Below are 24,658 nucleotides of genomic sequence, written 5' to 3' on the forward strand. Positions count from 1 at the left end.
TGAAAGCACGCGAGGTCAGCAATGATCTTGTGCGATACAGTGCAATGTTGATAAGGAATTATCACCTCGTGCATCAAAAACAGGCTAAATCGGCCCCAAATTATATGTTTCACCTATAAAAAATATACAATATCGATCTTCCAGGAGCCAATTCATGAAACTTACACAATTTAGTTTGACGATCGCAGCCGTATTTCTGACTGCTCAAGCGTCCGCGGCTACCCCAAAACTGGGTGTCGTGTATGACGCGGGCGGCAAGTTCGACAAGTCGTTCAACCAATCCGCTTTCGAAGGCGCATCGCGCTTCAAAAAAGACACGGGCATTTCCTTCATCGAAGTGCAGGCATCGAGCGATACGCAGGCTGAACAAGTCATGCGTGGCTTGGCCCGCAAGAAACTCGACATGATCGCCGCCATCGGCTTTGCGCAAACGCAAGCCGTGCAAAAGGTCGCCAAGGAATTTCCGAACGTAAAATTCGTGCTGATCGACGGCCAGGCCGCCGGCAGCAACGTCAACTCCGTCGTCTTCAAGGAAGAAGAAGGCTCCTACCTGGTCGGTGTGGCTGCAGCCATGGCCAGCAAAAGCAAAAAAGTAGGCTTCATCGGCGGCATCGATATTCCCCTGATCCGCAACTTCGCCTGCGGCTACGCGCAAGGCGTCAAGGCAGTCAATCCGAAGACGGAAATCACGCAAAACATGGTCGGCACCACGTCCGGCGCCTGGAATGACCCGGCCAAGGGCGGCGAACTGGCCCGCTCGCAATTCGAGCGCGGCGTCGATGTCGTCTTCGCCGTCGCCGGCGGCAGCGGCATGGGCACCCTGCAAATGGCCAAGGAAAAAGGCAAGCTGGCGATCGGCGTCGATTCGAACCAGAACCATTTGTATCCAGGCAGCATCCTGACCTCGATGGTCAAGCGCGTCGACAACACGGTCTACGACAGCTTCATGCAAGTCAAGAACGGCACCTGGAAGGGCGGCGTCAGCTATAAAGGCTTGAAAGAGGGCGGCGTGGATTGGGCCCTCGATGAGAACAACCGCAAGCTGATTACGCCGGAAATCGAAAAACGCGTGTTGGGTGCGCGTAAGGACATTATCGATGGCAAGATCAAAGTGATCGATTACCGCGTCGGCAGCAGCTGCCCGGTTTAATTTTTCTCCGTATCTTTTAGCGCGCCGCCGGGGCCTGTCTCCGCGCGGCGCGTTTCCATGAAACTATCCAGTTATGAACCTATGCAGCCAGCAGTAGAATTTCGCAGCATTTCCAAGCAGTTTGGACATGTGAAGGCGAACGCCGACGTCAGCTTCTCCATCGCCAAGGGCAGTATCCATGGCCTGGTGGGGGAAAATGGCGCCGGCAAATCGACCTTGATGAGCATCCTGTACGGGTACTACCGTGCCGACGGCGGAGAAATCCTGCTCGACGGGAAAGTACAGCCTATCCGCAACAGCCAGGAAGCGATCAATCTCGGCATCGGCATGGTGCACCAGCACTTCATGCTGGTCGAGAACTTCACCGTCCTCGACAATATCATGCTGGGCACGGAAGGCGGTTTTCGCCTGGCCAGCCACCGCACGGAAGCGGAAGCGAAGCTGCGCGAGATTTGCGCGCGCTACCGCCTCGACGTGGACCCGCTGGCGAAGATCGAAGACTTGTCCGTCGGCGCGCAGCAGCGCGTGGAAATCCTCAAGCAGATTTACCGCAGCGCCAATATTCTGATCCTCGACGAGCCGACGGCCGTGCTGACGGCCCAGGAAACGGCCTCGCTGTTTGAAATCCTGCGCCTGTTCAAGGAACAGGGCAAGACCATCATCCTGATCACGCACAAGCTGCAAGAGATCCTGGAAATCACCGACAACGTCACCGTCATGCGCGGCGGCACGGTGGTGGGCGCCGTGGCAACGGCCGGCACCTCGAAAGAGGAACTGGCCAACATGATGGTGGGCCGCCCCATCCAGAGCCACTTGCCGCGCGCACCGTACAATCCGGGCGCCACGGTACTGGAAGTGGCTGATCTGCAATTGGCCGACGCGCAGCAAGTCAAATTGCTGGCCGACATAGGTTTCAACTTGCGCGCCGGCGAAATCGTCGCCATCGCGGGCGTTTCCGGCAATGGCCAGAGCGAGCTGCTGGAAATTCTGTCGGGCATGCGCTTGCCCACTTCGGGCAAGCTGCGTTTTCTCGACAAGGACTTGCCGTTTGCCAAGCGCCACGATGCCGACGGCTTGCCGCTGGCCTTCCGCGAGCTGGGCATCGCCCACATTCCGGAAGACCGCTTGCGCGATGGCGTGGTGAAGAATTTTTCCGTCATGCAAAACACCATCCTCGGTTACCAGGACCACCTGAAAAACCGCTGGGGCCTGTTCAACTTCAAGGCCATCGGCGCCCGCTGCGCGGAACTGCTGAAAACGTTTGACGTGCGCCCGGCCAATCCGGACCTGCGCATCGGCTTATTGTCAGGCGGTAACCAACAAAAGGTGGTGATCGCGCGCGAAGTGCTGGCCAAGCCGAAACTGATGCTGGTGGGGCAACCCACGCGCGGCGTCGACATCGGCACCATCGAAAGCATCCATACGCAATTGCTGGCCCTGCGCGACGCGGGCGTGGCGATCCTGCTGGTGTCCGTCGAACTGGAAGAAGTGCGGGCGCTGGCCGACCGCATTCTCGTCATGTGCGGCGGACGCATCACCGGCGAACTGAAAATTGAAGAATTCGATACCACCCGCATCGGTCTGTTGATGGGGGGAATGCATAAATCATGAATAACGACTTGCCACGCTGGGCGACAGCCTTTGTCATGCCCATGTTAAACCTGCTGTCGGCCTTGCTGGTCGCGGCCCTGGTGATTTATATGCTGGGCGAAGACCCGGCCGAATCGCTGTCGATCCTCGTCCACAGCGCCATCCTCAATCCGGAAGGCTTGAGCTACACGCTGTTCTACGCCAGCACCTTCATTTTCACGGGCCTGTCGGTTTCCGTGGCCATGCAGGCTGGCCTGTTCAATATCGGTTCCGAAGGCCAGATGTATATCGGCGGCCTGGGCTTGACGGTGGCCATGCTGGCCTTCGACCAGACCCTGCCCGCCTGGCTCTTGATTCCTGCCGCCATGATCGGCGCGGCCCTGTTCGGCGCCTTGTGGGGCTTTTTGCCCGGTTATCTGCAAGCGAAGCGCGGCAGCCACATCGTGGTGACCACCATCATGTTCAACTTCATCGCCGCCAGCCTGATGAATTTTATTATCGTAAAGTACTTGATTCCGCCGGGCGAGCAGAACACGGCCAGCCGCGTGTTTGCGGAAAGCGGCGAAATGCCACGCCTCTCCACCTGGTTCCCGTCGCTGGGCGACACGCCGCTGAACATCAGCTTTATCCTGGCGATCGCCGCGCTGGTGATCTACGGCGTGATGGTCTGGCGTTCGTCGTGGGGATTCAAGCTGCGCGCCACGGGCCTCAACAAGCACGCGGCCCACTATGCGGGCGTGTCGATCAGCAAGATGATCATCGTCGTCATGCTGATCTCGGGCGCGCTGGCGGGCTTGGGTTCCGTCAATTCCATCATGGGTTCGACCCATTACCTGTCGCTCAATTTTGTCGGCGGCGCCGGTTTCATCGGCATCGCCATCGCCCTGATGGGCCGCCAGCATCCGGTCGGCATCTTCCTGTCCGCCGTGCTGTTCGGCGCGCTGATCCAGGGCGGCTTCGACCTGTCGCTGGAAAAACCGAATATCCCGACGGAAACTTTCATTTTCATCCAAGGCTTGATCATCCTGTTCTGCGGCGCCATGGAAAACTTCTACGCACCGGCCATTTCAGCCCTGCTCAAGCGCACCAAAGGCTAACACCATGACACTCGACGACTTTCAATTCGCCAGCATCCTGGTATCGACCGTGCGCAATGCGCCCGTCCTGATCTTTGCCGCCATGGCCGGCCTGTTTGCCGAACGCAGCGGCATGATCGACATCGGCCTGGAAGGCAAGATCCTGGCCAGCGCGTTTGCTTCCGCAGCCGTCGCCTACACGACGCAAAACCCGTATTACGGCATGGCTGCCGGGATGCTCGTCTGCGTCGCCCTGGCCCTGCTGCAGGCGTACGTCAGCATCACGCAAAAGGGCAACCAGCTGGTGGCCGGCATGGCGATCAACATCGCCATGAGCGGACTGACCTTCGTGCTGGCGCAATTTTTCTTCCAGCAAGGCGGCCGCACGCCCGACCTCGGTTCAGCACGGCTCTTCGACGTCGTCTTGCCGGGCACGCAGTACGTGGAACACATTCCCTTCATCGGCTGGGTGTATGCCCATCTGATCGGCGGCCATTCCATCCTCGTCTACGTGGCCTTCCTCTTGATCCCGCTCGTGCACTGGCTGCTGTACCACACGCGCTTCGGCTTGCGCCTGCGCGCCTGCGGCGAAAACCCGCATGCGGCCGACTCGGCCGGCGTGAGCGTGGAAGCGACGCGCTATCTGGCCATGCTGGTGGCCGGCATCCTGTGCTCGTTCTCGGGCGCGTATCTGGCCATCGTGCAAAGCGGCTTCTTCCTGCGCGACATGTCGGCCGGCGCCGGTTACCTGGCACTGACGGCCATGGTGTTCGGCAACTGGCGCCCCGTCTACACCTTCCTCGGCTGCCTGATGTTCGGCTTCTTCGCCGCCATCCAGATTCAGATTGAAGGCGTGGACTTGCCCGTCGTGGGCCGCATCCCCGGTTCGCTGATCCAGATGGTGCCGTACGTCGTCACCGTGATCGTGCTGGCGGGCTTGATGGCGAAATCCATCGCGCCGAAAGCCATCGGCATCCCCTTTGTCAAGTCCCGTTAAGAGCACCTGAGAAAATACCCATGGCGTCGTTGCCTTGCCTCGTCGTACATTCGTACTGCCTTCGGCAAGACGCCTAGCCCTGGGCATTTTTCAGGCGCTCCCTAAAATGACAAAAAGCGAAGCCTTTGGGCTTCGCTTTTTTTACGCCTGGGTAATCTCGTCCAGCGAGAAATACACGGGTAAACCGAGATCCTGCGCCACGTCCACCATCTGGTCTGCCCCAGCCGATGCGCCGCCGATACGCAGCACGGCATCACAATGGCTTAATAAACGCGTCGCATGCGCGTGGAACAGTGCCTCATACACGGCGTCGCCCACCTGGGTTGAACCGGCCAGCGCCAGCATGGGCAAAGCCAGCCATTCACCGAGCACGGGCATGTGGCCCTTTTCATACAGCGGCAGGCAGACGGCTTCCATGGCTGCCACATTCGCCGCCATCAGGGCCGGGTCGTCGCCCGTGCCCGAACGGTAAGGGCCGGCAACGAGAATCTGCTGCCCCTGTTTGCCTGGCATCAAATGCAGCTGCGCATGCTGCAGCAGCATGATGGTCTTGCCGTCGCAGATGCGCCCGTCCGCCACCATCCGCAGCGCTTGCGCCAGCGGCAACTCCAGCACCTCGATGTCTTCGCCCTCGTGCGCCAGGCCGCCGCCGTCGCCGATGCGGCTGGCGGGGTCGTATTCGGCGACAAAAAAATGCAGGCGCTCCGTCACGGAGCCGGGGCTCATGAAGGCCTGGAACACCTTGTGCACCTGCCCCACCCGGTAACCGGTTTCCTCTTCCACCTCGGCGCGGATGCGCTGCTCGGCGCTGGCCTCTTCCAGCAAGCCGGCCGCTGATTCAATCAGGAAACCATCGTGGCCTTCGCGGTAGGTAGGAAAGCGGAACTGGCGGATCAGGATCACCGTGCGTTTGGCCTTGTTGTAGAGCAGGATGGTGGCTCCGTCGCCACGGTCATAGGTTTCCCGCGTCTGCGTCTGCCATTCGCCATCGTGGCGCAGATAGTCGAACGTGGTCTTTTGCAGCAGATACCAGTCATGCGACAGGGTCTGCACCTGCTGGATGCGGACCCGTTCCTGCTTGCTATTTTCTTCGCGCATAGTGTCTCCTTGTATTTACATGTGCTTGCCTTCGCCGACTTTATCATGCAAACTCGTGCAATATCAAGAAAATACAAGAACACTCAAGAAAAACCATGCTGACACATCAACGCAAACAATACCTGCTGGACTTGCTCCAGCGCGAAGGCCAGATCGTCGCCAAGGCCGTCAGCGACGCCCTGGGCTTATCGGAAGACACGATACGGCGCGACCTGCGCGAGCTGGCGAAAGAGGGTTTACTGGAGCGCGTGCACGGCGGCGCCCTCCCCTTGCTGCCAAGTTCGCCCGCGCTGGCGCCGTTTGCGGCCCGCGAACAGATTTCGCCCGAAGCCAAGCCCTCCATCGGCCGCGCGGCAGGTGCCATGATACAAGCGGGGCAAGTGGTGTTTCTCGATGGCGGCACGACCGCCGTGCAGCTGGCGCGCCAGCTGCCGCGCGATTTGCGCGCCACCGTCGTCACGCACAGCCCCTCGGTTGCCGTCGAGCTGGTGCATCACCCGTTCATCGAGGTGCTGATGCTGGGCGGGCGCCTGTACAAGCACTCGATCGTGGGCGTCGGCGCGGCCACCGTGGAAGCCATCGGTCGCATCCGCGCCGACCTGTATTTCATGGGTGTATCCAGTCTGCATCCGCAAGCGGGCATCACCACGGGCGACTATGAAGAAGCGTGCGTGAAACGCGCACTGAGCGAGGCGTCAAACCGCACCGTCGTGCTTGCCTCGTCGGAAAAGTTCAACACGGCTTCGCCGTTTCAAATCGCACCCATGAGCCAGGTCAACGATATCATCGTGCATCGCGACGTGGAAGACGCCCTGGTCGCGCCCTTCCGCGAGATGGGAATCGCCATCACCCTGGCATGAAAAAAGCGGCCCGCAGGCCGCTTTCACATGACATCTTTACTGTGGCCAAATCGCCTGCAGCACGGCGGCCAGGCGATAGCCCGCCTCGGTCAGCTGCTGCTTCGCCAGCGCAGAACTCGGTACCGGGTAATTGTCCGGCACCGTCAGGGTCCAGACGTTGTAGACCTCGCCCTTGCGGCTGGTCTGCTGCGTGGCGGGACCAGCCACCACATCCGTGAAAGCAAGCTTTGACGCCGCCAGCGCGGCATCGGCCCACTGATAGGGCCAGGTGGCGGGGTCGCCGCTGTTGGCGCTCACCACGGGCGCGCTGGCGATCACGGTGCGCGCGAACTGCTGCGGCGTGCGCGTGCTGAGGCGGCGCATGGCGTAATCGACCACGGTCGTGTCCCAGTACGAATGCAGGGGCCTGGTGGGCGACTTCGGATAGCTGCTGGCAGGCTTGGCATCGCCCGCTTCCGCCGGCAGCGGCGCGGGAATCACGGCATCCGACAAGGCCGTCATCTTCGCATCGTCGAGCAGCAAGTCATTGCCGCCGCGCGCATTGAAGATGGCCACGTCGTCGATCTGCGCCTGCGTGGCGGGCACGAAGAACTGGCCATCCTTGCCGAGAAATGCATTGCCTACATGTAGCGGCTGGTGGATATCGCCCACCAGGTGCGTGATCAGGATCAAGGCTTCGCGCTGGCTGAAGCCGTGCGGATTGCTGGCCGCATCGGCCTTGCCCTGCAACACCAGGATCGCCCGCTTGAGCGTCTGCACGATATCGTCATCGGCCGTGCCCACGCCATGGTCGTGGTAATGCGCATGTTGAAAAGGCACGTTCGTGTAGTGATATTCGCCATGCTTGGGATTCGCCGCCACATAGCTCAACATCTCCGGCGATTGCGGGCCGCAATACGTGCCCTTCACGCAATCGGGCCAGTTGGCGATCTTTTCCAGGCTTTCGCCCGGCAACAGCAATTTCTCCAGCCGAGCCTGGGCCGCGCTGCCTTTGAGCAATTGATCGGCAATGGCGCCCACGGCGCGGTGGCCATCGTTGCCCCAGGCCAGCACATTGCTGGAAGCGAATGCGGCGCCCAGCGCCAGCACGCAGAATAGTTTCTTCATGCTTATTCCTTTGCTTGCGGCGTGGCTTTCGCCGGCTTCGGATACCGCTTGTTGATGTCGATCGGTTGCGCATACGCCGAGCTCCACGTCTGCTCATGCAGCGCGGCAATGCGCTGCGCCATGGCATCGTTACGCAGCACCACTTCCAGGTTGCGCGACAAATCGAAATAGCCGCCCGCCCAGTTGCTCGTGCCGACCCAGGCCAGCTTGCCATCAATGCTCATGGTCTTGCTGTGGATCACGCGCGCAAACGGGATGAAACCCGTCGAGGCCGTGGGAATCGTCACGATGCGGATTTCCACGTTCGGCACCAGGGCCAGGCTTTTCAGGTAGGCGATGGCCGGCGCTTCCGTATTCCAGGCGGACACCATCAGCTTGATTTTGACGCCACGCTGGGCGGCGGCGCGCACGGCGTTGTCGATCACGGCGTAGTACGGCCGCGTGCGGTTCGGGCCATACGACAGCGGCGCATAGTCGAGCAACTGGATGCGCACTTCGTTTTTCGCTTCCGCCAGCAGGGCGGGCAAGCCCGTTTCCGAGTCGCCCACGCCGGCCGGGTTGTAGGCGTTCGGGCTGGCCAGCAGGAAAGCGTTTTGCGCGTAATTGGCCGGCACGACCTTGCTGTTGAGCACCGTGGCGCGGCTGCCTTGCGACGTCAGCGCCTGGGCTTGCCAATCCTGTTCAAAAATCGCCTGCACCTGGCCCACCATGGCGGGTTCCGTGATCTTCAAGCCCGTTTCATGGATGTGCTCGAACGAGCGCCAGTCGAAGTTCTGGCTGCCGATGTACGCGACTTCACCATCGACGGCCAGGTATTTCGCGTGCACGATGCCGTTGCCCGTGATTTTATTGAAATCGATGAGGCGCAAGTCCAGGTTGGGAATCGCCTTGATGCGGGCGATGGTCGCCGCTTCCGACAGGCCCACGCCCTTCTGGTCCAGCAGGAAGCGGATCTTTACGCCGCGCTGGCCGGCGGCCGTCAAACTGGCCAGCACCTTTTCAAAGGCCGTGCCCGGTTTGCTGACGGCATAGAACTGGGCGATGACGATCTCTTTCTTGGCCGAATCGAACAGCTCGCTCCACACGGCGACGGGCTCGCGCAGGTCGGGATTGGTCAAGCTCGTTTCCACGGGCGAGGTGTGCACCAGCTCAAAGCCGGGTATCGTGAAATCGGCGTGGGCCGTGCCCGTGAACAGGGTAGTGACGAGCAGGGAAACAGATAAATGACGCATGGTTATTCCTTGTAGATTATTTGACGCGCACAATGCGGCCCGCCGCCGTGGCGCTGCCAGCGGGCTTGCCGGCCCGCGCGCGGGCGATCAGGTAATCGCTGAAGGCGTCGATGTCGCGCACGCCCGTGTCCAGACGGCGCGTGCCGGCCGCCAGCACGGTAAAGCGGTCGCCGCCGCCGGCGAGGAAACTGTTGGCGGCGACACGGTATTGTTGATTGTCTTCCAGAGGAATACCATTGAGCATGATGCTGCCCGGCAGCACACGCTGGCCCTGCGGCCGCGTGCTGTCCCAGCGATAAGTAAAACCTTCGGACACTTGCAGCAGATTGTTCTCCTCCGCTTCGGCGCCCGGCCATTGCTGCTCGAGCAAGGTGCGGATTTGCGCGCCGGACAGACTCACGACGATCAGCGTATTGCCAAACGGCACCACTGCCTGGTTCTGACCCACATTCGTCATCAGGCCGGCACCCGCTTCCAGGTCCTTGCGGATGCCGCCATTGTTCATCAGGCCGATTTGCGCGCCGGCAGCGCGTGTACCGAACAGGGTGCTGTCGGCCACCAGGTCGCCCAGCGCGGAAGCGCCGCCGCCCTTGGTGCTACGGCCCACGTTCGGCACGGCGATGGCGGCCACGGGGCGCGACAATTCGGCCGCGCTGCGCTGCTTGACCGATTCCAGGTAGGCTGCCACGGCAGGGTCCGGCTCATACATGCCTGGCAACATGACGACGTTTTGCGCGCTGGCATCAACAACGGCATTCTTGACGGGATCGACCTTGAGTTTGATGCGCGTCAACATGTGCCCGCCCATCTGTGCCTGCGTCACCAGCCGGCCCTCGACGCGGCACAGATAGCCCTGGTGCGAATGGCCGCTGATGACCAGTTGAATGGCCGGGTCGAGGCGCTTGACCACGTCGACCACTTCGCCCTTCAGGTGGCTGCAGTCGGGCTGGTCGACGGCTTCCTTCGTCTCGCCGCCCTGGTGCAGCAGCACGACGAACACGCCCACGCCCTGCGCGCGCAGTTGCGGCAAGGTGGCGTTGATGGCGTCGGCCTCATCGCCGAACTGCAGGCCGGCAATGCCGGCGGCCGTCACAACGGACGGCGTATCTTTCAGCACGGCGCCGATCAGGCCCACCTTGACGCCATGCGCCTCTTCGATGCGGTAGGCGGGCAGCAGGGACTTGCCCGTCTGCGTGTCGATGACATTGGCCGCCATATAGGTATAGCTGGCGCCCTTGAAGTCGGGCGTGAACTTGCAGGCCTTGTCGGCGCGCGAGGACTCGCAACCGCCGCGCTGCTGGCGCAGCAATTCCGCCTTGCCCTGGTCAAATTCATGGTTGCCGACGGAGCTGGCTTTCATGCCCAGCATGTTCATGGCGACGATGCTCGGTTCGTCCGCCCACAGCGCCGACATGGCGGGGCTGGCGCCGACCAGGTCGCCATTGCCGACAAAAATCAGCTGCGCATCTTCGCGGCGCCACGCTGTCAATGCGCCGGACAGGGTATCGATGCCGCCCGCCTGCACCGTCTTGCTCCCGGCATCGGCGGCGCTCGTGTAGGTGAATTTGCTGCGGTCGAGGTTGCCGTGGAAGTCGTTCAGGGCGACCAGGTTCACTTCAATCGGGCCGCTGCGTGCAGCCTGTGGTGCGACAGCGAAATGGCTGCAGCCAGACAGGGTCAGAATCAGGGCCGCAGTGGCGACCGGAGTGCGTAGGAAGTGAGCCATGGGATCAATATGTAAAAAGAGAAAGGTTAAACGATCTTGTCTATAAAAAAAACGGCTGGTGTCGCCACCAGCCGTTTTTTACTTGCCAAGCTACGAGGCCGCTACGAGATTAGAACTCGTACTTGACCGTGGCCTGGATCGCCCATTGGGACTCACCTTTGTTTTGACGCACTTCATAGTTTTCCACTTTGTCGCGGACTTGGTAGATGTAACGGCCTTGAGCATCGAGACCTGCGAAGTCAACAAAGCTGCGTGCCTGACCGCCACCGGATTGGAAGCCGATTTCATTGATGCGGCCCCACTTGCGGTTGATCATGTTACCCACGTTGAAGAAGTCCATCGTGAACACGCCTTTGTTGCCTTTGAAGAAACCGGGCACTTCCTGGCTGATGCGCATGTCGAAGCTGTTGGTCCATGGCGCGAAGCTGCCATTTCGGGAAACCACGCCACCAGCGGATTTTTTCAAATCCGGATTGCTGTTGACGAAAGCCCAGAAACGTTCTTCGTTCGCATGATTGGTGGCAGTGTCATTACGGAAGACCACTTCACCCGAACCTGGTTTCGACGGGATGTACATCAAGTCGTTACCCTGCACGCCATCACCGTTCAAGTCATTGTTGACGGTCCAGCTATACGGCTTGCCCTTGCGACCTTCATAGAACAGACCGAAAGTTGTTTTATAGGTGCCGAAGAAACGTTTTTGCCAGTTGATCATGGCATTGAAACGGTCTTTCACCAGATAGCTCGAGTTCGATGCCACTTCTTCATTCGGATTGAAAATACCGCGGGCATTGAAGTTCGAGTTCGAGACCGACGACGTCAGTGGCGACACTTCCGTTGCATCCGTGTAAGTGTAGGCAACCGACCAGCCGAAGCCTTTGGTCATTGGCTGGCTCAGCGACAGAGTGACCAGATTGCCTTCGCCCTTGTCCGTTTTCTTGGCAACGAGCACGTTGTTGTAGTTCGTATTTTTCAAGGCACGCGAAACAGCGCCCGAGCAAATAGGATCGGCAGATGAGCTCAGCGAGCCCGTGGCAGTCCAGCAAGCCGTATTGTAAGCGTTAGCCGAGTAGTACAGATTACGTCCATCGGTGCCCTTTGCCGTCGGCGTACCCAGGTTCAGGTGCTCGTAGTAAATCGCATCTTTGTTCTTCGTGCGCAGGTATTCTGCGCCAAAAACCAGCCCCATCCATGGCAATTCATGTTCGAACGCCAGGTTGGCTTTCCAGATCGATGGCTGGCGCAGGTTCGGCGACAGGAAGTCGACGTTGGCGGCGGCATCACCGATAAAGACTGGCTGCTTGTCAGGATCAGGATTGAACAGGCCGCCATTGACTGAGCAAGGCTTGAAGCTGCCGCCGCAACCGACGACGCGGGTCGCCATACCGGTGTTCGCAAATGGATTCGACATCCACACGGTCGCTGCCGCACCTTGGAACAGGCCGGCACCGCCACGGATTTGCGTCGGACGGGCACTGTCAAACGTATAGTTGAAGCCGACGCGCGGCTGCACCAGGGTTTGGCCGTCGATGGTCTGGGTATTGTCCAGTCCAAAACCACCGGTCTGCGCGGTGCCGCCGAGGCCAGTGCGGCCACCCGTGGCAACGCCTGCCACCATCGGTGCCGCTGCAGCCTCATTACGCGTAGGACGCTCGCCAATGGCGGCTTTATCCACACGCACGCCATACTGGACGGTCAGGCGCTTGTTGACAGTCCAGACATCTTGCAGGAACAAGCCATAATTTTTCAGGCTGAAATCGGCAGCGGCACCGTCAAGCGTGCCACCTGCGACGGGAATTTGTACTTGGTACGAGCTAGGACGGCCAAGGCGGAAGTTTTCCAGGATGGCTTGCTGGATAATTTCGGGCGACGAAGCAGTCTTGCCGCCGCAGGTCACGCTGCCGAACGAATAGGTGTAGGTTGCCGAGCTGTTCGTGCAATTGAAGGTGTAATTCCCGTTGATGTTTTGCGCAAACAGGTTATACACGTCGTTCTTGCTGTAATCGCCGCCGAATTTGACTTCATGGTCGCCCAAAGCCCAGTTCGCGCCCAGATAGGCGTCCTTGGTCTTGGTCTTCAGCACATTCAGCTGACGGCTCATTTCCGTACCGAAGTTCAGGAAACGGTTATCGGTAGGAACGCCCGCTGGCGAGCCGGCAGGATTGGCGCCGGTAAATTGCAGGCCGATCGCTGGCAAGCGCGAGTTGTTCGTTGGCGTGCTGTCATAATCGCGCGACGACACCTTGAACTCGGTCGAGAAAGTCGGCGTCCAGTCGGCAAACCATTGACCAACAACGGTTTCGATCTTCTTGTTCTGCGTGTACCAGTAAGAATTGAGCGACAGGCCGGTCGACGACACGCCCGGGAACATCGGCTCGGATTGGTCGGTTTTCGAATAGCGGACCATGGCACGATGGTTATCGTTGATATTCCAGTCCAGTTTCAACAGGGTATCGTTCACCAGCAGCTGGGTACCCGCTGGTACCGCGTTGGTGCCGATATCGAGACCATAGTTATTCTTGGCGATCGCCTGAGCAGCGGCAATCGCGGCATCGCTGATACCGACATTGGTCTTTCCACTGCCCAATGGACCAAACGATGGTGCCGTGCGCGTGCTTTCCAAGCGCTCTTTGTTGGCGAAGAAGAACAGCTTGTCCTTGATCAACGGGCCACCAACGGTCACGCCCTTGGTCGTTTCACGGAATGGCTCCGGGGCGCTATAGGTATCCTTGGTATTGTCATAGCGGTCGCCGGCCATCTTGTCGTTACGGAAAACGAAATAGGCGCTGCCTTTGAAGTCGTTGGTACCCGACTTGGTCACGGCATTGATATTGGCGCCCGTATAGCCTTTTTGCGTTACGTCGTAGTTGGCGACGTTCACTTGCACGGACTGGATCGCTTCGATCGAAATCGGCTGCTTGGCGGTCGGGCTGCCGTTCGATTCCAGGCCAAAGGTATCGTTCACGGCCACGCCGTCGATGGTCATCGAGTTGTAGCGCGAGTTTTGGCCGGCAACGGACAATTCGCCGCGCTCTTTGTCGGTTTGCGAAACACGCGGGTCGGAACGGGCGTAATCTTGCAGATTGCGCTGGATCGACGCCTGCATGGCCAACTCGCTGGCGCCGATGTTGGTGCCCGCACCCATATTGCTGCGGTTAAAGATCTGTGCGCGTGCGCCCGTGCCCGTGACGTTCACGGTTTGCATCTGGGCGCCCAGGGTGGCGTCCACGTTGGCCGTTTCCGCCAGCTGTACGTACACGCCTTCGCGTTTTTCCACTTCACCGTTCTTGGTAATGGTAATGGTGTATGGACCGCCGGCGCGCAAGCCGCGCGCGACGTAGCGGCCTTCCGCATCGGTCGTCACATTGCTGACGGAACCCGATTCGGTATGCACGATGGTAACGGTGGCGCCAGCTGCCGGCTTGCCGTCGGTGGCCGAGATACGGCCGCCGATGGAAGACGTAGTGTTCTGTGCGAACGATGGTGCCGCCGCCAGTGCAATAGACAGGCTGAACGCGATTTGCGTTAGCCGAAGTCGCTTGTGATTGATCATCTTTAACCCCAGAAAAGACTATTATTTTTTGAAAATCCTGGATTGCCCCACTGTCCGGCTGCGCCGCACAGCAACACAAACACAAGATCTCCTCTTTACGATGCTGCAACTGTTACGCCGGCGGGACTGGCTGCGGTCCTGACAAGACCATCACAAACGCCTCTCCACACATCACAACCATGCCAATTCAGACAATAACGGCGGAAAAAACTGCAACCGATCCGTACGACCCAGGGCGCTAGCTCCTGTGTCATTCACCCGACATGCTTACCCGGCTAACATGGCAAGCCGCGAGTGTAATTGTTAAATATTTCAAGACTGTGACACGGCGGCAAAATGCAGAGGAATGTCGTCATTTAGCTGCGCGACTGTGTGTTTCACTCTGCATCTCACCTTTATTTACTGCAAATACCCATCTTCATACGCTATCAGCCATATGAATTGTGACTTTTTAATATCACATTCATCCCACTATGCATCATCAAAAAATGGATGACAAATACGTTTTTTTTTACATATTTATATATTTTAAGTATAAATAGCATGGGGTAACAAGCTGGATTAATATCGTACTGACAGCGTCCGGGCTTATGGCGCGAGATTATAAATGAGCAATATGTACTTGAAATTGATTCATCCAGGAAATTAGATAAAGTCGTGCATCTGTCGTTAATTGTGTCGCATGGCCGCCACAACATTAACAAAAACACATTGCGAGAAAGGGATGGAGAAATGGAAAACGGCCGGAAGATCCGGCCGTTTTGAGAGTATCAGTTGAGAACGTCGCGCAACTTACGGTTTTCCGCTCTTGCCTGCCTTGTCGGCCGCCGCAATTTGCGCTTCAAACCGGGTGAAACGGGCATCGAGTGCTTTCAGCAAACGTTGCTTGTCCGCTTCCGCCAGGAAGGAATAGCGCAGGCTGTTGTAGGACAGCTTTTTGATCTCCGCATAATCGGTCTTGTACTGGCTGGCAAACAGCACGTATTCATTCGACAAGGTATTGCGCGACACGCCAGCGTCATCGGTGGAGATGACGAATGGCACGCCATACTTGCGGTACAGGGTGACCGGATGGGCCTGCCCCTTGATGCCGAGGATGTAATCGTTGCTGGTCAGGTTCACTTCCACGGGGATATTGCGTTCGCGCATCTTCTGCATGGTGGCCAGCGCATTGTGCTCGTAGGCAATATCCATGCCGTGGCCAATGCGGTCGGCGCCGGCTACATCGACGGCTTCGGCGATATGGAACGCCATGCCTTCCGGCGGCACCATGCCCAGCGCCAGCTCGCCCGCGTGCAGGGCGATCTTGACGTTCGGATATTTTGTCTTGAGGAACTTGAACATTTCCATGTGCAAGCTGTAATCGCGCATGGACACGTTCATGCTTTCCTGGCCCACGATGTTCACGCCCACCAGCAGCGGATTGAGGCTGGCCGCCTTGAACGCGGCCACCATGGACGAGAACACTTGCGATGGCGACAGGAAACGCAACACATACGCCTGGTAGCGCATGGTGAAGTGCGCATCGTCGATGCCGGCGCTGCTGGCGTTCACATTGTCGTTATAGGCGGTGATGCTTTTCTGGAAGCTGGCGTCCTGATCCAGGCTGGCGGTCCACTTGGCCAGCAGCGCTTGCAACGCAGCCGGCGGCAAGCCCGGCGCCAGCACTTGCTGGTCGAACTGCGCGTTTTGCACGAAGGGCGACAGCTCGAAAATCGTCTCGATGTAGCTGAGGTTTTCCGCGATGGCACGCTGCTTCAGCGTTTTCAGGCCATCGGCCGTATTCGTCGATGCCACGGGACCGAAGTAGCCGAAGGTGTCAAAAAAGGTACGGTCCGGCGGCGTCTGGATGGCGCCGTGGTTATAGAAATCCTTGGTCGACCAGCGCTGCAGCAATTCCGCATACAGGCCCGCATCGGCAAACACTTCCGTGGACGACAGGCAGCTGCGCTGTGCGGCCGGCTTGGCGCGCTCGGCCGCCACGACGTCCTTGTTGCTTTCGATGCGGTAGGTCGTCTTGTTGACGCAATAGTTTTCCTTGTCGACCCAGTCGAGAAATTGCTCGGCATAAATGGCGCCCGAGTAATGGTGATGCAAATCACCGCCCTTGGGCATCATGGAAAAGAACAGGCTCAACTCGGCTGTCTTCGGCTGTGCACCGGACACCAGGGCGGCAAAATGGCGCGCCGTGGCCGCTTCGTTGGAAGACGGAGTGGCCACGGCCTTGGCGGCTTGCGCCGTTCCGGTCAATGCCAGCGCGGCGCCAAGCGCCAGGCCAGTGAGTTTCTTGTGCATTCGCGTTCTCGCTCAGGATAATTCGTGTTGAACAACAGGTAGGTCAGCCCTGCCCCCGCACATGCACGCATTGCCCGCCTGAATAAGTGGCGGCCACGGCGCGGTCGTCGCCCAGCAGCGCGAAGGCAAACAGCAATTCCTCCAGGCTTTGACAGCCAGCCGTGCGGCGCTCGAGCAGCGGCGTCGCATGCTTGTCGAGCACGATGAAGTCCGCTTCCGTGCCTGCCGTGAAATTGCCCAGGGTGCCTTCCAGCTGCATGGCGCGCGCGGCGCCCAGGGTCGCCAGGTAAAACATGCGCAAGGCAGGCAGATAGCTGCCTTTCAAGCGTGCTACTTTATAGGCTTCGTTCATGGTTTGCAACATCGAGAACGAGGTGCCGCCGCCCACGTCCGTCGCCAGCGACAGCAACACTCTCGCCGCATCGGCCCGCTCGAAATCGAACAGGCCGCTGCCCAAGAACAGGTTTGACGTAGGACAAACAGCGGCCGCCGAAGACGTTTCCGCCATGCGCGCGCGATCGCGCTCGTCGAGCCAGATGCAGTGGCCGAACATGGCGCGCGGGCGCAGCATGCCGTACCGGTCATACACATCGAGGTAGCTGCGCGCCTGCGGATGCAGTTCGCGCACCCAGCGGCATTCATCCTCGTTTTCCGACACGTGCGTCTGCAAATACGTATCCGGGTAGGCGCGCGCCAGCTCGCCCGCCAGGTGCATCTGCTCATTCGTCGACGTGGGCACGAAACGGGGCGTGATCGCATACAGCGAACGGCCATGCTTGTGCCAGCGCCGGATCAGCTCTTCGCTTTCGCGCGCGCCCGACTCGGCCGTGTCGCGCAGGAATTCAGGACAGTTGCGGTCCATCATGACCTTGCCCGCCACCATGCGCAGGCCGCGCGCCTCGCTGGCGCCGAAGAAGGCATCGACCGATTGCGGATGCACGCTGCCATACACCATGGCCGTCGTGGTGCCGCAACGCAGCAGTTCATCGAGGAAAAACTCGGCGACATCGCGCCCATGCCCGGGATTTTCAAACGCGCGCTCGGTGGGAAACGTATACGTTTCCAGCCACGGCAGCAAACCGGGGGCGGGCGAGGCAATCATTTCCGTCTGCGGAAAATGCACATGCGTGTCGATAAAGCCGGGCACGATCAGCTTGCCCCGGTAATCGACGATCTCGGTGCCAGGCGGCAAAGTAGCTTGCAGCTGCGCGTAATCGCCGGCCGCCACGACCTTGCCGTCGGCCACGATCAGCAAGCCATCCGCATGCCAGGCCTGCGCGTCCTCATTAAATGCGGGATCGGCGTGGAAGTGCAGCAAGCTGGCTCGGTAGGCTTGCAATATGGCAGGAACAATCGGCATGACTTCTTTCTATAACGGATGAATGGCGGCGCGCTGCTTGCGCCGCGGTGGCGCGCCGGCAGAAGCCAGCCGCAGCGGTGCGGCCAGGGCGGCCGCGGCCGCTTCCTCCCACACCATCAGTAATTGACAGGCAACGGAGGCGGCGATCACGGCCGGCGCCTTGTTGCGGATGCCGGGCATGCCGATCGGACACACCATGGCCGCAATGCGCTCGTCCGGCACGCCGCGCGCCTGCAGCCGGTGCTCGAACTGCTTGCGCTTGGTGTGCGAACCGATCAGCCCGAACCAGCCCGCATCCTCGCGCTCCATGACGGCTTGCGTCAGGCGTTGATCGAGCGCATGGCTATGCGTCATGACGAGAAAACTACCGCCAGGCGGCGCCATGGCAACGAATTCCTCGGGCGTGTCGGTGGCGGCGATGCGCACGTTAGCTGGCAACCCCGCCGGCAATGCTGCGAGAAACATGTCTTCGCGTTCATCGACCCAGGTGATATTACAGGGCAAGTGGGCCAGCGCGCGCACGATGGCGGCGCCCACGTGGCCGGCGCCAAACAAGGTCAGATGCGCGCGCGGCGCCAGGCAGGGATCGACCAGCCAGCGCCGCCCTTCACTCCCCTGCGCGACATGGGTTGCGCGCTCGCGCGAAAACGTATCGGGCGCCTGGCCTGGCGTGCCGGCAATCAAGCTGCCGTCAGCATCGAACAGCGCAGAGGCGGGTTCGCCATCGAGCGCCGTCAAACGCCAGCTGTCCTGCTGGCGGCGTTCGCGCAAGGCTGCCAGCAATTCTTTCAGGCCGGCATCGACATATTCAAATGCCAGGTGGACGACGCCGCCGCAGCATTGGCCCAGGCTGGGGCCCAGCGCAAAACGCTCGAGCCGCGCATGCGTGTCTCCTGTCGCCAGCATGGTCTTGGCAATTTCGACGGCACGCAATTCCAGGTGACCGCCGCCGATGGTGTCGACCTCGCCATCGAGGGTGACGCGCATCTTCGCGCCCGCCTCGCGCGGCCCGGAACCTTCGACCAGGACAACCGTCACCAGCACGGATGCCTGCGTGTCGTTGTCCATCACTGTCAGCCAGTCGCTCATCTTCTGCTCCTAGGCGCCGACATGCGCCGCTTGGACGGCCATGACCGCCTTGAGGATTTCCTCGCTGGTGGCCGGTGCATTCAGCGGTGGCTGCACGGCGTGGTGACCCACGCTGGAAATGGCGTCGCGGATGGCAAAGAACACGGAAAACGGCAACAATAACGGCGGCTCGCCCACGGCCTTGGAACGGTGGATGCTGTCTTCCACATTGCGGTTCTGGAACAGTTTCACACGAAAATCTTCCGGGCAATCGGAAATGCCGGGAATTTTATAGGTCGATGGCGCGTGCGTCATCAGCTTGCCCGCCGCATTCCACCACAACTGCTCCGTCGTCAGCCAGCCCATGCCCTGGATAAATGCGCCTTCCACTTGCCCCAGATCAATCGCGGGATTGAGCGACTGGCCCGCATCGTACAAGGCATCGGCGCGCAGCAGTTTCCACTCGCCCGTCAGGGTATCGACCACCACTTCGGCCACGGCCGCGCCATAGGCATAGTAGGAAAACGGATGGCCCGTCATCGTTTTCGCATCCCACGACAGCCCGGGCGTGGCATAAAAACCATCGGACCACAATTGCACTCTAGCCAGATACGCCTTCTGCACCAGCTCGGCAAACGGTACGACGTGACCATGGACGTGGATATGGTTGTCGAAGAAGCGCACAGTGCCAGCATCGCCACCGTACAGTTTGAACGCATAATCGGCCAGACGTTCGCGGATCTGGCGCGCTGCATCCTGCGCCGCCTTGCCATTCAGGTCGGCGCCGGTGGACGCCGCCGTGGCCGACGTGTTCGCCACCTTGCTGGTGTCGGTGGCCGTGGCGCGCACGCATTCGAGGTCCAGTCCCAGCTCGTGCGCCACCACCTGCATCACCTTGGTATTGATTCCCTGCCCCATTTCCGTGCCGCCATGATTGACCAGCACGGAGCCATCCACATACACGTGCACGAGGGCGCCGGCCTGGTTCAAATGCGTGACGTTGAAGGCGATACCGAATTTCAAGGGCGTGAATGCCAGCCCCTTCTTCAAGACCGGGCTGGCCTCGTTGAACGCATCGATGGCGCGGCGGCGCGCGCGGTAGTCGCTGCTCTCTTCCAGTTCCGCGACGAGCTCATGGATGACATTGTCGACGATTTTTTGCCCGTACGGCGTGACGTTGCGTCCTTCCGCATCGTTGCGGCCATAGAAATTGAGCAGGCGGATATCGAGCGCATCGCGTTGCAAATGGCGGGCGATTTCATCGATCACGTACTCGATGGCGATGGCGCCCTGCGGCCCGCCAAAGCCCCGGAAAGCCGTGTTCGACTGGGTATTCGTCTTGCCGCAGGCGGCGCGGATGTCCACGTCGGACAAATAATAGGTGTTGTCGAAGTGGCAGACGGCGCGCGTGGCGACGGGACCGGACAAGTCCGCCGAATACCCTGCGCGCGTGGTCATGTCGACCTTGGCGGCCAGGATCCGGCCATCGTCGTCGTAACCGACTTCGTATTCATAGTAAAAACAGTGGCGCTTGCCCGTCACCAGCATATCGTCGTCGCGGTCGGCGCGCAGTTTCACGGGGCGCTTCAGTTTGGCTGCCGCAATCGATGCGGCCGCCGCCCACAGGGCCGATTGCGATTCCTTGCCGCCGAATCCGCCGCCCATGCGACGGCATTCGACGGTGATGTTGTGCGAATGTACACCCAGCGCATGCGCCACCACGTGCTGCATCTCGCTCGGATGCTGGGTCGAACACAGCACCAGCATGCCCTGCGCCTCCTTCGGAATGGCGTAGGAAATCTGTCCTTCCAGATAAAACTGTTCCTGTCCGCCCACATACAGCTGGCCCTTGACCACGTGCGGCGCCATCTCGAACGCGGCCTGGTAGTTGCCGCGTGTCAGCTGCATCGGCGGCAGCACATACGATTGCGCGGCCTTCGCCGCCTGCGGCGTCATGATCGCGGGCAACTCGTCATAGGACACTTGCGCCAGGCGGGCGGCGCGGCGCGCATGGTCATGCGTATCGGCCACCACGATAAAGATGGGCTGGCCCACGTATTGCACCAGATCAGCAGCCAGGATGGGATCGTCATGGATGATGGGACCGCAATCGTTGGTGCCGGGAATGTCCTGCGCCGTGTAGACGGCGACAACACCGGCAGCGGCGCGCACGGCAGATAAATCCATGGCCGTAATGCGCGCGTGCGGTTTTTGCGACAGGCCCAAGGCCGCGTGCAAGGTGCCGTGCAGTTCGGCGATATCGTCCGTGTAGGTGGCTTGCCCCAGCACATGTAATTGCGCCGATTCATGGGGGCTGGGCTTGCCCACGGCGGCCCAGGCGGCCGCTTGCAGTTCGGGCGTGGCAGGATAATTCATGCTGGTCCTTTCAGGCGCGGCAAGCGTAGGCGTTGAGGGACGTCGGGGGCAACGGCGCACCGGGACGGGTTTCCAGCCAGAAGCGGCGCAACAGGTTTTGCGCCGTCGTCATGCGGTAGGTGTTCGACGCGCGCATGTCGGACAGGGGCGCGTAATCGTCGGCCAGCAAGCGCATGGCCATAGTCAGATTTTCCTCACTCCATGTCTGTCCGCGCAGAAACGCTTCCGTTTGCACGGCACGCTGCGGCGTGGCCGCCATGCCGCCAAAGGCGATGCGCGCGTCAACGATGCGCTCGCCATCGAGCTCGAAAGCAAACGCGGCGCACACGGCCGAGATATCCTGGTCGAAGCGCTTGGCCAGTTTATACGTGCGGAATTGCACCTCGGCACGCGGCAAGGGCACGCGCACGGCTTCGACGAATTCGCCGGGCTGCAAGTCTTTCTTTTGGTAAGCCAGATAAAAATTTTCCAGCGGCATGATCCGCTGTCCGGCGGAACCGCGCAGCACGATGTCGCTGCCCAGCGCGATCAGCCACGGCATCGAGTCGCCGATGGGCGAACCATTCGCCACATTGCCGCCCAAAGTACCCGCGTTGCGGATCGGCAAGGAAGCAAAACGCTGCCACAGTTCCGACAATTCGTCCGGATAGTGCCGGCACAGCGCCGCATACGCATCGTTCAGGCTGGCGCCGGCGCCGATGTGCAGTTTGCCGTCGTCCACGGCGATGGTTTTCAGCGCGGCCACATTGCCCAGATAAATGATGTCGCCCAGGTCGCGCAGTTGCTTGGTCACCCACAGGCCCACGTCGGTGGAGCCGGCCAGCAGGCAAGCCTGCGGCTTTTCCGCGCGCAACGCCACCAATTCGTCGATGCTGCGCGGCGCGTGGAAGTGCTGACCGCCATGTTCATATGTGCTCGTGTTGGCGCGCTGCAGAGCTTGCAATTGCTGCGCCAGGGCCTCACGGTCAAAGCTGACATGCGGCAATTCACCCATGCGCCTGGCCGCGTCGATGATGGGCCGGTAACCGGTGCAGCGGCACAGATTGCCCGACAGCGTATCGTCGATTTCCCAGCGCGTGGGCGTGGCGCCGTTTTTCTGCAGATACATGCCCCACAGCGACATGACAAAGCCGGGCGTGCAAAAACCGCATTGCGAACCATGGCACTCGACCATCGCCTGCTGCACCGGATGCAGGGCGCCGTCGGGCTGCTGCAAGTCTTCCACGGAAAACAGGGCCTTGCCATCGAGCGTGGGCGTGAGCTGGATGCAGGCGTTGACGGCTTTCATCTCGACCTGGCCATCGACCAGGCTGCCGATGACGACCGTGCAGGCGCCGCAATCGCCCTCGGCGCAGCCCTCCTTGGTACCCATGCAATGCAAATCCTCGCGCAGGTGCTGCAACACAGTCTGCGTAGGGGCGGCGTTGCGTACTTCCTGTACGGCACCACGGTAGTAAAAGCGGATCGGTTCTGACATGCTGGCCTCGGTATAGTCCCAGTATAGGAGATTAACACCGGCATATGGGACAACTATATGCAAAGACTGATTTTACTTATCATCCAATATCAATACCCATCAAACAGTGCAAGGATGCGTCGCATGCCAGTGTTCGGCGATATCGATGCGGCGCGTGATCCACACTTGCTCATGGCGCTGCACATAGTCGAGAAAGCGCGCCAATGCCGCGGCCCTGCCCGGCCGCCCCACCAGGCGGCAATGCAGGCCGATGGACAGCATTTTCGGCTGATTCAAACCGTTCGGATCGCCTTCCGCGTACAGCACGTCGAAGGCATCCTTCAGGTAATCGAAAAACTGCGTGCCCGAATTAAAACCCTGCATGGCGGCAAAGCGCATGTCGTTAGTATCCAGGGTATAAGGCACGATCAGCTGTGGCTGCATGGCCGGCATGCCGGCCGCATCCGTGTACGCCACTTTTTCCCAGAATGGCAGGTCATCGCCGTAATAATCGGCGTCGTAGCGGAAGCCGCCATGCTCGACCACCAGTTTGCGCGTATTTGGAGAGTCGCGCCCCGTGTACCAGCCTTGCGGGGTAGAGCCCGTCAATTCGCGGATGATCTGCACGGCCTCGCGCATGTGTGCGCGCTCCGTCGCTTCATCCAAGTTTTGATAGGAAATCCAGCGCAAGCCATGGCAGGCGATTTCATGGCCCAGTTCCTGGAAGGCGGCCACCGCCTCGGGATTGCGCTTCAGGGCCATCGAGACGCCAAACACGGTCAACGGCAGGCGCCGCTCCTCGAACATGCGCAGCAAGCGCCATAATCCGGCGCGCGAACCGTATTCATAAATCGACTCCATGCTCAGGTGGCGCGCAGGAAAAGCCGCCGCTCCGATCATTTCCGACAAAAACGTTTCCGAGGCGGCATCGCCATGCAGCACGCTGTTTTCCGCCCCTTCCTCGTAATTGAGGACGAATTGCAGGGCGATGCGGGCTTTTCCCGGCCATTGAGGGTGAGGTGGCGTGCGGCCATAGCCGATCAAATCGCGCGGATAATTTTCATAAGTGCTCATGCGGTGGCTCGCCTATAGGAGACAATGTTGGTTATATGCCCAATCATATAGCCAGCCGCTGATGCAGGTATATGATTTGCAAGATAAGCACATTCACTCACCCTATATACAGGATAGCAAATGGGAAAACTCAGCACGCATGTACTCGATATCGCCCACGGCAGGCCGGGAGCCGGCGTCAAGGTGGCCCTGTTTTCAGTCGCGCCGGAAGGCAAAGTGTTATTGAAGATGGATATGACCAATAGCGACGGCCGTTGCAGTTCACCCTTGCTGGAAGGCGACAGCATGAAGGCGGGCCAGTATGAGCTGGTGTTCAACGCAGGCGACTACTTCGCCGCCCAAGGCGTGGAATTACCCTCGCCCCGCTTCATCGATCTGGTCACCCTGTCCTTCGGCATTGCGCATACGGATGAGAACTACCATGTGCCGCTGGTGGTATCGCCGTGGTCATACTCGACCTATCGCGGTAGCTGATCCCACCATACAACAATGTTGTCGGATTACGCGCTGCGCGCTAATCCGACCTACCCGGCTTGGTTGATGTTGGCCGATGTCCGTCGGCGGCAGGCCGGCGTAGGTCGGCTTAGCGCAGCGTAAGCCGACAGCCACCGGCACAAAAGCACAGACGAAAAAAAACCCG

16 protein-coding genes and 1 pseudogene are annotated in these 24,658 nt (G+C 60.1%); 6 read left to right on the forward strand and 11 right to left on the reverse strand.

Annotation, left to right across the window (positions count from 1 at the left end; all coding sequences use genetic code 11):
• Nucleotides 1–154: 154 nt before the first annotated feature.
• The 4 genes from IGS60_RS26655 to IGS60_RS26670 all read left to right on the forward strand — a co-directional run bounded on the left by IGS60_RS26655 (nucleotide 155) and on the right by IGS60_RS26670 (nucleotide 4,813).
• Nucleotides 155–1,150 (forward strand): BMP family protein, encoded by a 996-nt coding sequence (locus tag IGS60_RS26655; protein WP_070219322.1) that lies wholly within the window; start codon nucleotides 155–157, stop codon nucleotides 1,148–1,150.
• Between the two features lie 81 nt (nucleotides 1,151–1,231).
• A complete protein-coding gene (locus tag IGS60_RS26660; RefSeq protein WP_230506675.1) occupies nucleotides 1,232–2,761 on the forward strand; it encodes an ABC transporter ATP-binding protein in 1,530 nt (509 codons plus the stop codon).
• Nucleotides 2,758–3,837: an ABC transporter permease gene (locus IGS60_RS26665; protein ID WP_070219324.1), complete on the forward strand. Its 1,080-nt coding sequence runs from the start codon at nucleotides 2,758–2,760 to the stop codon at nucleotides 3,835–3,837. The genes IGS60_RS26660 and IGS60_RS26665 overlap by 4 nt, the downstream gene beginning before the upstream one ends.
• Nucleotides 3,838–3,841: 4 nt before the next feature.
• The gene (locus tag IGS60_RS26670; protein ID WP_034754516.1) at nucleotides 3,842–4,813 is read left to right on the forward strand and encodes an ABC transporter permease; all 972 of its coding nucleotides are present in this window, start codon (nucleotides 3,842–3,844) and stop codon (nucleotides 4,811–4,813) included.
• A 513-nt stretch (nucleotides 4,814–5,326) separates the two neighbouring features.
• On the opposite strand, the pseudogene IGS60_RS26675 reads toward IGS60_RS26670, so the two are convergent.
• Nucleotides 5,327–5,911 (reverse strand): annotated as a pseudogene (locus IGS60_RS26675) (NUDIX domain-containing protein); the annotation flags it as partial.
• A 95-nt stretch (nucleotides 5,912–6,006) separates the two neighbouring features.
• Between IGS60_RS26675 and IGS60_RS26680 the strand changes: the two are divergent.
• Nucleotides 6,007–6,771 carry a DeoR/GlpR family DNA-binding transcription regulator gene (locus IGS60_RS26680; RefSeq protein WP_230506676.1) on the forward strand — a complete coding sequence of 255 codons (765 nt, stop codon included), beginning with the start codon at nucleotides 6,007–6,009 and terminating at the stop codon, nucleotides 6,769–6,771.
• A 36-nt stretch (nucleotides 6,772–6,807) separates the two neighbouring features.
• Here the strand turns inward: IGS60_RS26680 and IGS60_RS26685 are convergent, their stop codons facing one another.
• The 10 genes from IGS60_RS26685 to puuE form a co-directional block, all read right to left on the reverse strand.
• Entirely contained in the window at nucleotides 6,808–7,878 is a 1,071-nt protein-coding gene (locus tag IGS60_RS26685) for a S1/P1 nuclease (RefSeq protein WP_230506677.1), read from the reverse strand.
• A gap of 2 nt (nucleotides 7,879–7,880) precedes the next feature.
• The gene (locus tag IGS60_RS26690; protein WP_230506678.1) at nucleotides 7,881–9,110 is read right to left on the reverse strand and encodes a phospholipase D-like domain-containing protein; all 1,230 of its coding nucleotides are present in this window, start codon (nucleotides 9,108–9,110) and stop codon (nucleotides 7,881–7,883) included.
• 16 nt (nucleotides 9,111–9,126) lie between these two features.
• Entirely contained in the window at nucleotides 9,127–10,836 is a 1,710-nt protein-coding gene (locus IGS60_RS26695) for a bifunctional UDP-sugar hydrolase/5'-nucleotidase (protein WP_230506679.1), read from the reverse strand.
• Between the two features lie 109 nt (nucleotides 10,837–10,945).
• Nucleotides 10,946–14,389: a TonB-dependent receptor gene (locus IGS60_RS26700; protein ID WP_230506680.1), complete on the reverse strand. Its 3,444-nt coding sequence runs from the start codon at nucleotides 14,387–14,389 to the stop codon at nucleotides 10,946–10,948.
• 792 nt (nucleotides 14,390–15,181) lie between these two features.
• A complete protein-coding gene (locus IGS60_RS26705) occupies nucleotides 15,182–16,684 on the reverse strand; it encodes an adenosine deaminase (protein WP_230506681.1) in 1,503 nt (500 codons plus the stop codon).
• Between the two features lie 43 nt (nucleotides 16,685–16,727).
• Nucleotides 16,728–18,044, reverse strand: coding sequence for a guanine deaminase (gene guaD / locus IGS60_RS26710; RefSeq protein WP_230506682.1), 1,317 nt, complete (start codon nucleotides 18,042–18,044; stop codon nucleotides 16,728–16,730).
• Nucleotides 18,045–18,053: 9 nt separating this feature from the next.
• Nucleotides 18,054–19,133, reverse strand: a complete 1,080-nt coding sequence (gene xdhC / locus IGS60_RS26715; protein WP_230506683.1) for a xanthine dehydrogenase accessory protein XdhC — start codon at nucleotides 19,131–19,133, stop codon at nucleotides 18,054–18,056.
• 9 nt (nucleotides 19,134–19,142) lie between these two features.
• On the reverse strand, nucleotides 19,143–21,488 hold the full coding sequence (gene xdhB, locus IGS60_RS26720; protein WP_230506684.1) for a xanthine dehydrogenase molybdopterin binding subunit: 2,346 nt from the start codon (nucleotides 21,486–21,488) through the stop codon (nucleotides 19,143–19,145).
• A 10-nt stretch (nucleotides 21,489–21,498) separates the two neighbouring features.
• Complete coding sequence (gene xdhA, locus IGS60_RS26725) at nucleotides 21,499–22,965, reverse strand: xanthine dehydrogenase small subunit (RefSeq protein WP_230506685.1); 1,467 nt, start codon at nucleotides 22,963–22,965, stop codon at nucleotides 21,499–21,501.
• A gap of 99 nt (nucleotides 22,966–23,064) precedes the next feature.
• Nucleotides 23,065–24,018, reverse strand: coding sequence for an allantoinase PuuE (gene puuE, locus IGS60_RS26730; protein ID WP_230506686.1), 954 nt, complete (start codon nucleotides 24,016–24,018; stop codon nucleotides 23,065–23,067).
• Nucleotides 24,019–24,138: 120 nt separating this feature from the next.
• Here puuE and uraH point away from each other — a divergent pair, with 120 nt between their 5' ends.
• Nucleotides 24,139–24,492 (forward strand): hydroxyisourate hydrolase, encoded by a 354-nt coding sequence (gene uraH, locus IGS60_RS26735; protein ID WP_034785620.1) that lies wholly within the window; start codon nucleotides 24,139–24,141, stop codon nucleotides 24,490–24,492.
• Nucleotides 24,493–24,658 lie beyond the last annotated feature (166 nt).

This window comes from Janthinobacterium sp. FW305-128 (assembly GCF_020858135.1).
Classification (GTDB): Bacteria; Pseudomonadota; Gammaproteobacteria; order Burkholderiales; family Burkholderiaceae_D; genus Janthinobacterium.